Raw genomic sequence first — 13,251 nt, 5'->3', positions numbered from 1 at the left:
ATTAGTCATTCTAATCAAGGAATGTATCCGCCCCTGATGCAGTTGCAAATCACTACATATAACCATCCGCAATATGTCCAAGATGCGATCCGAGACGGAGTCGATTACACCAATAGCCTAATCGCACATTTAGAAAGTATGGCCAATAACATAAGTGAAACTTTCGAGACCTCGCAAGAGTTCTATGATTGGATTGATGGTCGAACACAGCAAACACCCAGTGCACAATTAATCAATGCTCAAACAAGCAACTCAGGCGAGCTTTCATGCGCTGAAGACAGCTCAGAGTATAATGCAGTGAAAGCCGCACTAGGCGCAGAATTTAGGTTCAAATTACGAGAAATCATTAATGAGCAATTTGCTGAGTGGGATGATGTACCAGGAGCGTCTTTTGACGAAGTCGAGTTGACCGACCTAGGTTTAGGCATACAAGTACGCGGATTTAATGTATTTCTGACTTGGAATAATAAACAGACAAAGAAAAATCTCATTTTCGACTTTCCTCTTCCAGACGGGTTAGCCGTGGAGGGCAATGGCAGACCCTCAAGGGTCACTTTTACCCTAGACCCGTCGTCTGGTTCTCATGTTGACGTTTCGTTAAACGAGAGCTTGACTAATATTGGCAACAACTACTGGAAGGATTTAACCGATCCTGCGGTGGGGAAATCGGAGGTGTCACCGTGTGTAGAAGTTGCGTTCAAAGAAATTTTTGGATCAAACAGAGTTAATAAAACTCCTACCGGAACAAGCTCTGGAGGAGGTTATAAACCGCTTCCAGGAACAGGCGGAGACGACCGGGATAGCCAGGTGTGTGACCTCCACATTTCCGATTATAATGGCAATCCTATAATGACTATAAAAGTTCTTTGCTAAATTATAGTCCGAAAGTCACCGAGAAGTGCGTTCAATGATAAGGCCTTACCAATGCTGCTACTTCATATATGCTCATGAGATGTCTATAACTCAGTGGAGACTCAATTCTTTTTCCTCAAAATATTTAGAACTGCGTAATCAAGAGAAATCGTAATTGCCAGGAAAAGGATTGGCACAGCGATATCGAATATACTATCCAGTGCTTCTGTAGAACTGGGAGTTCCTGGAAAAAGCGAATCGAGATATTGAGTATTCGTGCGAAGGTTCTTTTAAAGGCTTGCGGAGACAGATGGTTGTATAAAATACTTTTCCGTCATCGCAGCATAAGCTATTTATTATTACTTAATTAAGGCTGCTCACTGAGCAATTCAGTCTCAAATAGTAATAGCCACCAAGTCCGTCAGGAAACCTCCAGACTTCACATGTTTGAACTATTGTATATCCGTCGCCATCGAATGCACCTGGAGACTCCTTACCGACATAAGTCCCTCCGCTTTCAGAAGGTTGGGGCAGGTAAGGTTGAATTTGGTCAAATGCTTCTTTGAGTTCTTTCAGTTCCGTTAAGATACTCGTGATGCTGCCAGGAAGAGGTACTGACATAGCTCTAAATCATGTGAGCTTATCGGCGTGAGCTTTTTGAGCTCGTCGGAGTTGGGGACGAGTGCGTACCGCAGCCGGTTGAAGTCATGCGTTTTTAATTTGCCGCTCGGCATTTCCCAGATACGAACGCCGCTCTCACCAAGCATTGCGGATCCTCATGCCACCGCAAAGCTCATCCATTAACTGCTCTTTGCGCACCGGCTTTTTGCCTACCAATCCTGGATTAGGCCCCTAAATCGACACCTTAAATCCGCTGATTGGTTTTTTGAGCAATTTGAAAGCAACGTCCAACCGAAGCGTTTCCGTTGTCGGCTGCTTTCATAATGCCTTTAAAAGCTTGTTTTGAAATCAGTTTGAAGTTCCCTATTTCAGGGTAACGAACTCTTCCGCGCTGGTCGGATGCAGCGCCACGGTTGAGTCAAGATCGGCTTTAGTTGCGCCCATCTTCATCGCGGTCGCGAAGCCTTGTAAAATTTCGTCCATGCCTTCACCAATACCGTGAATACCGACGACGCGCTCTTCTTTTCCGTAGCACACAATTTTGAAGTAGCTGAGTGCGCGGTGTGGCGTGACGGCGTTGTACATCGCAGCAAAAGAAGAGGTATACACTTTGATATTGCTCTTACCGTATTTCACGATAGCATCTTCTTCACTTAAGCCTACGGTACCGATAGTTGGGTGGCTGAATACCACGGTTGGAATATTCTCATAATCCATGTGAGCATTCGGCATATCATTAAACAAACGTTCAGCCAGCTGGCGACCCGCTTTAATGGCGACGGGTGTAAGTGCAGTAGCACCAGTATTGTCGCCTACAGCATAAATGCCTTGTACACTGGTGTTTTGAAACTTGTCGACTTTAATAAAGCCCTGCGCGTCAAGTTCAACACCGGTCGCTTCAAGGTTTATCTTATCGGTTGCTGGGACACGACCAATTGCCCACACGAGGCAGTCGACATCCTTCATTGTTTCGCCGTTTTCAAAGTGCAAGGTGAGCGTACCGTTTTGCTCTTTAACTACCTCTTTAACCACGGTTTCTGTATGCAAGGTAGGCCCGTCTTGCTCCATACGCTCTAAAAGACCATCGGTGATGTAACGGTCGAACGAGCGCAGTGGACGATCGCGACGCACGAGTAAGTGCGTGTCGGTGCCTAGCGCGTGAAAAACGCCTGCAATCTCAACGGCAATATAGCCTGCACCTACCACCGCGGCCTTTTTAGGTTGCTCTGTTAAAGCAAAAAAACCATCTGAATCGATACCGTGTTCGGCACCCGGTACGTCAGGTATCATCGGTCGACCGCCAGTAGCGATGGTAATGTGGTCAGCGGTAATTTTCTCACCGTTAACTTCGACGGTGCGATGGTCGACGAATTTGGCAAAACCTTCGATAAATTCAACGCCATTACCTTGGAAACCACGATGGTAGCCGCCGTGAATACGTTCAATGTAAGCTTCACGGTTTTTTACCATGGTGCCCCAATCAAAACCTTTCTGATCAAGGTCGAAGCCATAGGCGGAAGAATACTTGACTGCTTCGGCTATATGAGCGCCATACCACATGACTTTTTTCGGTACACAACCGACGTTAACGCAGGTGCCACCCACTGCATTGGCTTCTATAACAGCGGCTTTTGCGCCGCGAATGGCCGCGCGGTTGGCTGAGGCGATACCGCCACTGCCCGCACCGATAGCTAAATAGTCATAATGTCTGCTCATGAAAATCGACTCCTCAAATCAAAGATGCGCATATGATGAGTAAAAACCCCGTATCATGCAACGAAGATACGGGGCTTTTAAGTGGTTAATACCGATTAACTTAATCGGAAGATCAGTTAGCGAGCGCCTGCAGGCAGGTTCTCCTTCAGGAACTCAGTCATCATAGTTCGAAGGTGGAGCGTGGTGCCTTCGCCTTCATAAAGGCCGTGTGAACGATTGGGATAAGCGAAGAATTCAAACTGCTTATTGTATTTAATCAATTCGTTGACTAAGCGTTCACTGCCTTGGAAGTGGACGTTATCGTCGCCCGTACCATGAATCAGTAATAAATCACCCTCGAGATTTTTGGCGTGAGTGATGGCTGAAGTTTCTTTATAACGCTCAGCCGATTCTGGCAACAGACCTGAGTAACGCTCTTGGTAAATGGTGTCATATAACGTTAAGTCTGGTACCGGGGCGAGCGCCATACCCATGTCATAGGCTTCAGGATAACGGAAAAGAGCGTTCAGTGTTTGTGAACCGCCGCCGCTGTGACCCCAAATACCTACACGATCGGTATCGATGTAGTCCCAACGTTTTGCCATTTCTTGCAGCGCGTCGTACTGATCGCGAACAGTCACAACACCTAGGTTCTTGTAGATCGAACGGCGCCAGTCAAAGCCACGCGGTGACTTCGTTCCGCGGTTATCAATTGAAGCTACGATATAGCCTTGTTGGGTTAGCATCGTGTTCCAAAGGTATAACCAACCACCCCAACGATTGGCAACTGTTTGACCCCATGGTTCGCCATAGACATAGAATAAAATAGGATATTCTTTGTTCGGGTCAAAGTCGGTTGGGCGCATGATGTAGCCATCTAACTCCAGTCCATCACGTGCAGTGACGCGGAAGAACTCGAGCGGTTTGTGGTTAAGCGCATCAACGGCTTGTTGCGCTTCATCATTAGCGACAACCGTACGAATCACTTTGTGATCGGGTAGGCTGACCATGTCAGTCACAGGCACATGGTTGACGTCGCTGTAGGTGTGCTCTGCATATTTTGCATCCTGTGAAACACTATAACTGTGTGTACCAGGTTGGGCAGGCGTTAATCGCTCCAATACACCACTTCCATCCAGTTTGGCACGGAATAAATAGCGCTCGAGTGGGGTTTCAGGTGATGCAATAAAGTAAACCCAGCCGTCGTTTTCATTAATACGCAATACTTCGACCACGTCCCAGTTGCCGCGAGTAATGGTGGTCATCTTGCCAGTATCACGTTCAACACGGTAGATGTGACGATAACCCGAGCGTTCGCTTAGCCAAGTGAATGACTTACCATTATCGAGGAACTTCACGTCATCAACGTATTCAGCCCAAGAGTCCGTTGTTTCACTTAATAACTTTTGACTGCGTCCATCGTCAATGTCGCTCAAGTAAACACGATTGACGTCTTGTTTACGCGTGAGTTGTTGAATTAACAGTTGGCTTGAATTACCAGCCCAGTTCATGCGCACGAGGTAGTGCATGCGTGGGTCGCCAGGCAGCTGCATCCAAGTGGTGTCGCCACCGTCAGCTGGCATCACGCCAATACGCATGGCGGCATTCGTTTCACCCACTTTAGGATAGGGGAACTGCTTTAGCGTTGGATAAAGCGAGTCGGTGTTATTGATCATCGTAAAGGTCGGTGTGCCTTCGGTGTCCAACTGCCAATATGCTATATGCTGACCATCAGGACTCCAGCGGAAACCATCACGCAAGAAGAATTCTTCTTCGTTGACCCAGTCAAAGGTACCGTTAACGATGGTGTCGCTACCATCATTAGTTAACGCTTGAATGGTAAAAGAACCTAAATCTTGTACGTAAATGTTGTTCTGCATTACGTAAGCGACTTTAGTACCTTGTGGATTAAACTTCGCAAACTGAAGCGTCGACTCAGGCGCATCACCGCCTAATTGACGCAATTCACCCGTTGTACGATTCAACACCCAATAGTCGCCTAATGTATGCGTACGCCAACTGCGCTTGGTATTAGTAAAAATTAATACTTTATTGCCGTCGTTAGACCACTGGTAATCTGCGATTTCAAGCGCGTGATCCCAACCTTCTGGTGTGAGTGCTTGCGCCGATACCATAATATCGCGCGCATTGGTTTCGGGATGGTAACGGACAATGTCGCGGCCTTTAACTTGTTCTGACGACTCCAAGGTTGTGTAACCTGAACCATCTTCCAACCAACGTGTAGGTGCAGGACGCTTTACACGAAATTTATCACTGGCAAAAATTTCTTGTAAAGAGAGCTGTCCTTCGGTGCTTTGAGCCGTTTGAGTTGTGTTTTCAGAGGTCGAACCCGTTGTTAATGTCGAGCAACCCGATAGTGTCAATAATGTTGCGAAACTAGCAAGCGTAAGTCCGCGAGCTAAGGGCTTTAACGCTCCTAGCCGAGAATAAGTGCGATTCATACGTGTTTTCCACCTTGTTTTTTTAGACCTCAAAAGCATACCTCAAGCAGGTAAGAAAATCAGTGTTTATGGTTGAAGATTGGACAAACCGCCCAATATAAGAGGTAAATCAAAAACTTTTTTAAGGGATACGTCGTGATGTCAAACCCGCTAATTGAAGTGGCCGATAGCCATAACGCTTTACCAAAGTTCTCGGCAATAAAGCCTGAACATGTTGAACCTGCGGTCGAACAGGTCATTAATGACGCTAAAGGAGCTATTGATGAGGTACTGGCGGCTAATCAATATACATGGAAAGATTTAGTAGAACCTCTGCAAAAAGCCGATGAGCGTATTCAAAAGGTATGGGCACCGGTATCACACTTAAACTCAGTAATGAGTGAGCCAGAGCTACGGGCAGCGCATGATGCGTGTTTAGCCAAGTTATCCGAGTACGCAACCTATGTAGGGCAACATCAAGGGTTGTTTGCGGCCTATCAAGCGCTCTCGGAAAGCCAAGAGTTTGCATCGCTCTCTATTGCTCAACAAAAGCTTATCAATGACACGTTGCGTGACTTTAAACTGTCGGGGGTTGACTTACCTGACAGCAAGAAAAAGCGCTATGCTGAAATTACCAGTCGGCTGTCGGAACTCTCATCTACGTTCAGCAACAACCTATTAGACGCGACGCATGCCTGGCACTATCAAGTAACCGACGAAGCGCAGTTAAAAGGTCTACCTGACAGCGCGATTGAGGCAGCAAAAGAGGCGGCGCAGGACGCAGAAAAAGAAGGCTGGTTGTTTACTCTCGATATTCCGAGTTATCTGCCAGTCATGTTATATGCCGACGATACAGATTTTCGTAAAGCGATGTACCAAGCGTTTGTGACCCGTGCCTCGGATGTCGGTCCAAACGCAGGCGAGTACGATAATTCCGAAGTCATGAATGAAACCTTGGCGCTGCGTCACGAGCTGGCCAACTTACTTGGGTTTGATGATTATGCGCAGATGTCGTTAGCGACCAAAATGGCAGAGTCACCGAGTCAAGTATTGTCATTTTTGAATGACTTAGCTGAACGTTCTACAGAGCAAGCGAAAGCCGATTATCAAGCTATTGAGGACTTTGCTAAAGCGCAGTCAGTGGAGTCACTTGATGCTTGGGATGTACCCTATTACAGCGAGCAATTGAAGCAATCTGAATATGCTGTATCCGATGAACAACTGAAACCCTACTTTCCTGAACACAAGGTGGTAGCAGGCTTGTTTAGCGTGGTGAATCGTCTGTTTGGTATTCGCATTAGTGAACGAACCGACGTAGAGACTTATCACCCAACGGTTCGTTTTTACGAAATTAAGGATGCTGAGGACGAGGTCCGCGGTTACTTTTATATGGATTTATATGCGCGTGCGGGTAAGCGAGGTGGTGCATGGATGGCAGATTTTGTCGGCCGCAGCCGTACCAGCGACGGCTTACTTCAGCACCCAGTGGCATTTTTGACTTGCAACTTTAGTAAGCCCGTCGGCGACAAACCTGCATTATTTACCCACGATGAGGTACTAACGCTATTCCATGAATTTGGTCATGGGTTGCACCATATGTTGACGCAAGTCGATACTGCCGGGGTCTCGGGGATTGACGGGGTAGAATGGGATGCTGTCGAGTTACCCAGTCAGTTTTTGGAAAATTGGTGTTGGGAACCTGAAGCATTGGCAGATATTTCCGGGCACTATGAAACAGGCGAACCACTGCCGCAGACATTGTTAGACAATATGTTGGCAGCACGTAATTTTCAGTCGGCGATGCAAATGGTTAGGCAGCTCGAATTCTCTTTGTTCGATATGAAATTACATAGTGAGTTTGATGCTGACAAAGGAGCAGACATTGCGGGTGTACTAAACCAAGTTCGTGAACAGGTGGCTGTGCGCATGCCCCCTGAATACAATCGTTTCCAGCATAGTTTTGGGCATATTTTTGCAGGCGGTTATGCCGCGGGGTATTACAGTTATAAATGGGCTGAAGTACTCTCGGCTGATGCATTTGCGAAATTCGAAGAAGAAGGCATTTTCAATCAAACTACCGGTCGCGCGTTTTTGCACGCGATTCTCGAGCGAGGTGGAAGTCAACCGGCTGCCGAATTGTTCAAAGAGTTTCGCGAGCGTGAACCTGAGATAAACGCATTGCTGCGTCACAGTGGCATTGCAAGCTAAGCTAGCACTAAGCGTGGGTGGCTAACACCCACTTGACTATTAGCATTATTACGACAACCATCACGGCCGCCAGAATAATACCGACAACAATAAAAGGGATAGGACTCTTTTTGTTAAAGTCTCGCTGGCGGTTTTTATCAGTTTGAACACCAAAAAATGCAGCAATGACACTCAGCAGTGTTTGCAAGATTGAAGATTGGCTCACCAATAACGGGCTCATTAATAGAACAGGCATCGTCTATCGATTAGAGCGATGTTTGGCCGTTATAACCTGAACTTTGCTGCGAGGTACGTTCATCCGAAGAACTAAACAGCAACTCGATCAAATCGAAGAAATGGAACTGAGTTGAACGGCTTTCGCCCTTAAACCAATTCGTCCATGTGACTTGAGCACTGGGCGCTTGGCATTGGTCGCTCGACTGCTTTAACTCGGAAGCATCAAGTAACACTTCACATCGTTGCGTTGAATTTGCGGCTTGCTTGCTGACAAAAGCAGGACCTTGGCTCAGTGCGAGTGCAGCTGATGCCGTGAGTATCACGCCGGCAGCAGCGGCTGCATATTTAGCGGATGTTTTCATGGTCTTTACCTTTATCATTAACAATTCTGATTAATTTATCAGCGAATTGCTAAAAATGCTAGTCGAGATTACGAATTTTTTTGTCATCTTTTCGGTGCTATAATGCGCGCACTTTTTGAAACGGAGACGACCCATGCAGCCGTTGATTGCACCCTCTATTCTATCCGCCGATTTCGCTCGTCTTGGCGAGGAAGTGAATAATGTTTTAGCTGCCGGCGCAGATGTTATTCATTTTGATGTGATGGATAACCATTATGTACCGAATTTGACGATTGGTCCGATGGTTTGTAAGGCACTACGTGACTACGGTGTCACAGCGCCGATCGACGTGCACTTGATGGTAAAGCCAGTGGATCGCATCGTTCCCGATTTTGCAGCAGCTGGGGCGTCGATTATTTCGTTTCATCCTGAAGCGTCGGAGCATGTCGATCGCACTATTCAAACAATCAAGGAGCATGGTTGTCAGGCTGGGCTGGTATTTAATCCTGCAACGCCTTTGCACTATCTTGATTATGTGATGGATAAAGTGGATCTCATTTTATTAATGTCGGTGAATCCTGGCTTTGGTGGGCAGAAGTTCATTCCGAGTACCTTAGATAAGTTACGTCAAGTGCGCGAACGCATCGACGCGAGCGGTCGTGATATTCGTCTTGAGGTGGATGGCGGTGTGAATTGCGACAACATTGGTGAAATTGCTAAAGCGGGAGCTGATATGTTTGTGGCCGGCTCCGCTATTTTTAATGCCGATGACTATGCTGAGGTCATTCGCACCATGAAGCAAAATATTAAAGCGAATCAAATTACTTAGTTAGGAAGCGAATAAAGATGTCTAAACCTATCGTATTAAGCGGCTGTCAGCCTTCAGGTCAATTATCAATTGGTAATTATATTGGCGCATTGCGTCAGTGGGTCAATATGCAAGCGACTCACGACTGTAAGTTTATGCTGGTTGATTTGCACGCTATCACTGTGCGGCAAGAGCCTGAAAAATTGCAAGAGGCGACCCTCGATGGTTTGGCATTGTATTTAGCCTGTGGCCTTGATCCTGAACAAAGCACCGTATTCATTCAGTCGCACGTTCCTGAGCACGCACAATTGGCGTGGATCTTGAATTGCTACACGCAAATGGGTGAACTGAATCGTATGACGCAGTTTAAAGATAAGTCTCAACGTCATGCCAATAACATCAACGCGGGTCTTTTCACATATCCGGCATTGATGGCTGCTGATATCTTGCTTTATCAAGCCAATGAAGTGCCCGTTGGCGATGACCAAAAGCAGCATTTAGAGCTGGCGCGTAATGTCGCGGAACGTTTCAATAATTTGTACGGCGATGTTTTCAAAATTCCAGAACCCATGATCCCTAAAGTCGGCGCGCGTGTTATGTCATTGCAGGATCCGACGAAAAAAATGTCGAAGTCAGATGACAACCCTAATAATTACGTGGGGCTGTTGGAAGAGCCGAAGAAAATCCTCAAAAAGATTAAAAAGGCGGTCACTGACTCGGATGAACAAGCACGTATTTACTTCGATCAGCAAGAAAAGCCAGGCGTGTCGAATTTGCTGAGTATTATGTCGGCTGCCACAGGGCGCAGTATCGATGAGCTTGTTCCCGAGTATGAAGATAAAATGTATGGTCACCTTAAAAAAGACGTCGCTGAATCGGTGGTAGCGATGTTAGAGCCTATTCAACAGCGTTACCACGAAATGCGTAATGATCGTGAGTTCTTGAACCAGGTGATGAAAAAAGGTGCCGATAAAGCACGTGAAGCCGCCCATCAAACGTTAGCTGATGTATATAAAGCCGTTGGCTTTGTTCAGTACCCAGGTCAGTGAGGTGATAGCGCGTGATCGCGTTAATCGATAACTATGACTCGTTTACCCATAACTTAGCGCGCTATTTTGAAGAGCTTGGAGAAGCTGTTTGGGTGGTGCGTAACGATGCTATCTCAATAACCGATCTTCTAGCACGTCAGCCGCGCGCTTTAGTTATATCGCCGGGACCGTGTAGCCCTAACGAGTCGGGCGTGTCACTGGCTGCAATCGAGGCGTGTGCGGAGCACATGCCGATATTGGGGGTGTGCCTTGGGCATCAAGCGATTGCGCAAGTTTGGGGCGCTCAGGTAGTGAGAGCTCCGCGGGTCATGCACGGTAAAGTGTCTAAAGTCTGTCATGACGGAAAGGGGCTTTATCACGGACTCTCCTCGCCCATTGAAGTAACGCGCTACCATTCACTGATTGTCGCTCAAGAAACGCTTCCAGAGTCGTTCATTGTTGATGCTTGGGTAGAGTCTGAGGAATTTGGTACCGAAGTGATGGGCATGCGCCACAAAGAGCTTCCCATTTTTGGCGTTCAGTTTCATCCTGAGTCAGTGCTAACCCAATCTGGCCACGCCCTGATAGACAACTTTTTAACTACCCTTAATCCGTAACATGATATATTTACTAATTACTAAGTGTCTGTTCAAATTACGCATCTTATAAACAAGGGTATACCGCTAAATGTTTGATTTTTTTGCTGTATCGACCGAAGGTGGAAGCAAAGACCCCGCATTTCGTCTTGAGAAGCGCTTTATCAATTATCTAATTAGCTTTCCGTTTGCGCGCAAAAGCAGAGATAAAGCCGACGGCGTTGACAACGAAGTTCAAGAACAAAAGCGTCGGTTACTTCAGGTCGAGCAAATTAATTATGATGAACGTGAACGCCTTGCTAGAGCGCGTCAGCGCTATCAAGATCGTATCTCTGACGAACTCCATGAAAACATTTATCGACGTATCTTAGAACAATTGGATGATCGCGATTTCGTACGTGAAAAGCTCATCCCTTTGCCGGATAGGTTACCTGATCTCCTCGATATTCTGAGTACCAAGGCCGCCTCTATGCGGCGTATCGAGGATACTGTACAAGGCATGGATTGGTTCCATAACGGGGTATTGAAAACCGTTAATCAACCGCCATTTATTGACCAGCGTCGTAAGGGTAACAAAGTTAAACTCGAAAACTTGCGCACGGCGATGAGTTTCATGGGAAGCGAAAACCTTCGCTTACTCACCCCAGCTTATATCATGCAACATTGGCTCCCGCCTTCGACTCAGCCGTTTACTTTGTTTCGAAGAAAAGTCTGGGAACATTGCTTAGGTACCGCAATTATTGCTCAAGCCATTGCAGAGACTCGAAAATTAAAAGATCCCGTGCTTGCGTACACGCTTGGTATGTTTCATGAGCTCGGCAAAGTTGCCTTAACGAAGCTGTATTTACGCGTCTTTGATGATGTGCAGCGTGAAATGGCGATGGAATCGATTAACGATAGCAGCCCTGACCGCCATAGTGCATTGGTGAATATTACCCCCGATGAGCGCTTCTTGCGAAACTTAATGCTAGAGCAGGATAAACGTGTGAGCTATATCGTGTCGGAGGGGTGGGGGTTACAACGAGTGCCGATCAGTCAGCATTTGCAGAACTTTCACCAAGCCAGCAGTAAAGCGGAGTTTGACTCTGAGTATGCAAAAATATTGGCGCAAGCCAATGCATTTTGTGAGTTCCGTATGTTGAGAGAAGTCGAGTTGGCGACGGTTGAGGAAGGTTCTCATTTACTCAAGCGTTACGATGTCGATGCGGGTCTCGTTGCTGAGCTAAACACATTGAACTTAAAACGCCCTAAGTTCAACGTACCCGAGTAATAGCGCTAAACAGCTAAATCAAGATCGATCATTAGGTACCGTTTTAATTGCTGTTTTACGAATGCTTCGTCGTCGGTGAATGCAACACCGACGGCTAATTCTTGTCCCGTTTTACGTTGGTTTTTCACATCGCCCCGCAAAATAGGTTCGCTATTACCCTGTGAATAGTGTAAGTGCAAATTGATGGCTTGTTCTTTAAGTGCGGTTTGCTTATCACTGACATTAAATAACAGGCGACAACCCGACATTGATACATCGACCATCACACCATTAGCTGCTAGCTGGTCATGATGTTGTGATGATAACGTGATAGGCACACGGGTTGGGAAGCGTTGTGTAGCGCGCAAATTGCGGTTTTCTATGCTTTCTGGATACGCCAAAAACATAAGTCGCACGGGGTAATTAATAATCGCCAAGATATTTGATTTAAAAGCAATGATCTCGCCTTTATCGCCCTCTACTACTGTGCGAACAATAATTGGACAGCCGTCGTACATGACATCTGCGTAACTACCGTGGGTTTTGGGGTTCGGTGAGCGAACGATAAGGTAGCGACCATGTTCACAGCCAACCAATGGCAACTTTATCCGCGGACGCGAGGCTGACTCGAATTCAATCTCGAATGTGTGTCCAACCGTTAGATGGCGTAATTGGAACCGCGAGCTTGTTTCTAATGTAAGTTCTTGTTCACTCATGGCTTCGTCGTAGTTGTTTATTTTTATTGTTAAGAACATTTTTAAGAGCGAACACTAAAAATGTCAAATGTTATAAAAAAAAGTTACATTAGAGCCGATGTAAAAAAAATTGTGCGTAATCATTCTACTTTAATGCCCAATGCATGGATAGTTATTCGCATTCTTTGCAAAACTACTGCATATAAAGCCTTTCACCCGACTAACTCAGTATTTACGCAGACAAATTGCTCAATTTTTGGCATAATATAGCCTTTAAAATCCTTCGTGATTGTTAAGTTAACTAATTCGCTGTAAGCGATAAGGAAGTGAGCAATGACAGATAATTCAGCAAAAATGGCCGTAACACGTGAGATGTTTAGTGACGTGATGGTGCCGAACTACAACCCCGCACAAATGGTGCCTGTAAAAGGTGAAGGTTCACGCGTTTGGGACCAAGCGGGAAAAGAGTATATCGATTTTGCTGGTGGTATTGCCGTTAAC

The 13,251-nt window shown here is 46.3% G+C and carries 11 protein-coding genes and 1 pseudogene; 7 read left to right on the top strand and 5 right to left on the bottom strand.

Annotated elements, in window-relative coordinates:
- Nucleotides 1-873, top strand: an 873-nt coding sequence (locus B2X00_RS02875; protein ID WP_290486034.1) for a hypothetical protein, incomplete at its 5' end; no start/stop codon positions are given.
- A gap of 963 nt (nucleotides 874-1,836) precedes the next feature.
- On the opposite strand, the gene gorA is transcribed toward B2X00_RS02875, so the two are convergent.
- Nucleotides 1,837-3,189 carry a glutathione-disulfide reductase gene (gene gorA, locus B2X00_RS02870; RefSeq protein ID WP_290486033.1) on the bottom strand — a complete coding sequence of 451 codons (1,353 nt, stop codon included), beginning with the start codon at nucleotides 3,187-3,189 and terminating at the stop codon, nucleotides 1,837-1,839.
- Between the two features lie 116 nt (nucleotides 3,190-3,305).
- Nucleotides 3,306-5,630 carry a S9 family peptidase gene (locus B2X00_RS02865; protein WP_290486032.1) on the bottom strand — a complete coding sequence of 775 codons (2,325 nt, stop codon included), beginning with the start codon at nucleotides 5,628-5,630 and terminating at the stop codon, nucleotides 3,306-3,308.
- Nucleotides 5,631-5,768: 138 nt separating this feature from the next.
- Between B2X00_RS02865 and prlC the strand changes: the two genes are divergently transcribed.
- A complete protein-coding gene (gene prlC / locus B2X00_RS02860) occupies nucleotides 5,769-7,817 on the top strand; it encodes an oligopeptidase A (protein WP_290486031.1) in 2,049 nt (682 codons plus the stop codon).
- Between the two features lie 7 nt (nucleotides 7,818-7,824).
- Here prlC and B2X00_RS02855 read toward each other — a convergent pair whose 3' ends face one another.
- Together B2X00_RS02855 and B2X00_RS02850 are read right to left on the bottom strand one after the other, a co-directional pair.
- Nucleotides 7,825-8,052: a DUF2970 domain-containing protein gene (locus B2X00_RS02855; protein WP_370215366.1), complete on the bottom strand. Its 228-nt coding sequence runs from the start codon at nucleotides 8,050-8,052 to the stop codon at nucleotides 7,825-7,827.
- 10 nt (nucleotides 8,053-8,062) lie between these two features.
- Nucleotides 8,063-8,395 (bottom strand): hypothetical protein, encoded by a 333-nt coding sequence (locus B2X00_RS02850; protein WP_290486030.1) that lies wholly within the window; start codon nucleotides 8,393-8,395, stop codon nucleotides 8,063-8,065.
- A gap of 133 nt (nucleotides 8,396-8,528) precedes the next feature.
- Between B2X00_RS02850 and rpe the strand changes: the two genes are divergently transcribed.
- The 4 genes from rpe (at nucleotide 8,529) to B2X00_RS02830 (ending at nucleotide 12,076) form a co-directional block, all read left to right on the top strand.
- Nucleotides 8,529-9,203 carry a ribulose-phosphate 3-epimerase gene (rpe, locus tag B2X00_RS02845; RefSeq protein ID WP_290486029.1) on the top strand — a complete coding sequence of 225 codons (675 nt, stop codon included), beginning with the start codon at nucleotides 8,529-8,531 and terminating at the stop codon, nucleotides 9,201-9,203.
- A gap of 17 nt (nucleotides 9,204-9,220) precedes the next feature.
- Nucleotides 9,221-10,231 carry a tryptophan--tRNA ligase gene (trpS, locus tag B2X00_RS02840; RefSeq protein WP_071462247.1) on the top strand — a complete coding sequence of 337 codons (1,011 nt, stop codon included), beginning with the start codon at nucleotides 9,221-9,223 and terminating at the stop codon, nucleotides 10,229-10,231.
- Nucleotides 10,232-10,242: 11 nt separating this feature from the next.
- Nucleotides 10,243-10,827 (top strand): anthranilate synthase component II, encoded by a 585-nt coding sequence (locus B2X00_RS02835; RefSeq protein WP_290486028.1) that lies wholly within the window; start codon nucleotides 10,243-10,245, stop codon nucleotides 10,825-10,827.
- Nucleotides 10,828-10,897: 70 nt separating this feature from the next.
- Nucleotides 10,898-12,076: an HDOD domain-containing protein gene (locus B2X00_RS02830; protein WP_071462245.1), complete on the top strand. Its 1,179-nt coding sequence runs from the start codon at nucleotides 10,898-10,900 to the stop codon at nucleotides 12,074-12,076.
- A gap of 5 nt (nucleotides 12,077-12,081) precedes the next feature.
- Here B2X00_RS02830 and B2X00_RS02825 read toward each other — a convergent pair whose 3' ends face one another.
- Nucleotides 12,082-12,771: a PilZ domain-containing protein gene (locus B2X00_RS02825; RefSeq protein WP_290486027.1), complete on the bottom strand. Its 690-nt coding sequence runs from the start codon at nucleotides 12,769-12,771 to the stop codon at nucleotides 12,082-12,084.
- Between the two features lie 333 nt (nucleotides 12,772-13,104).
- Here B2X00_RS02825 and B2X00_RS02820 point away from each other — a divergent pair.
- Nucleotides 13,105-13,251: pseudogene (locus tag B2X00_RS02820) on the top strand (aspartate aminotransferase family protein); the annotation flags it as partial.

It is taken from the genome of Idiomarina sp. UBA3162 (genome assembly GCF_002364475.1).
Lineage (GTDB): Bacteria > Pseudomonadota > Gammaproteobacteria > Enterobacterales > Alteromonadaceae > Idiomarina.
The sequence above is the reverse complement of the archived record's forward strand: the minus strand, read 5'-3'. Positions and strand labels throughout refer to the sequence as shown.

What these genes read in the sequence shown, in the direction of transcription:
- B2X00_RS02830 (WP_071462245.1), top strand. Translation starts at nt 10,898, where the DNA reads ATGTTTGATTTTTTTGCTGTATCGACCGAAGGTGGAAGCAAAGACCCC.
- B2X00_RS02855 (WP_370215366.1), bottom strand. Translation starts at nt 8,052, where the DNA reads ATGCCTGTTCTATTAATGAGCCCGTTATTGGTGAGCCAATCTTCAATC.
- rpe (WP_290486029.1), top strand. Translation starts at nt 8,529, where the DNA reads ATGCAGCCGTTGATTGCACCCTCTATTCTATCCGCCGATTTCGCTCGT.
- gorA (WP_290486033.1), bottom strand. Translation starts at nt 3,189, where the DNA reads ATGAGCAGACATTATGACTATTTAGCTATCGGTGCGGGCAGTGGCGGT.
- B2X00_RS02865 (WP_290486032.1), bottom strand. Translation starts at nt 5,630, where the DNA reads ATGAATCGCACTTATTCTCGGCTAGGAGCGTTAAAGCCCTTAGCTCGC.
- prlC (WP_290486031.1), top strand. Translation starts at nt 5,769, where the DNA reads ATGTCAAACCCGCTAATTGAAGTGGCCGATAGCCATAACGCTTTACCA.
- trpS (WP_071462247.1), top strand. Translation starts at nt 9,221, where the DNA reads ATGTCTAAACCTATCGTATTAAGCGGCTGTCAGCCTTCAGGTCAATTA.
- B2X00_RS02825 (WP_290486027.1), bottom strand. Translation starts at nt 12,771, where the DNA reads ATGAGTGAACAAGAACTTACATTAGAAACAAGCTCGCGGTTCCAATTA.
- B2X00_RS02850 (WP_290486030.1), bottom strand. Translation starts at nt 8,395, where the DNA reads ATGAAAACATCCGCTAAATATGCAGCCGCTGCTGCCGGCGTGATACTC.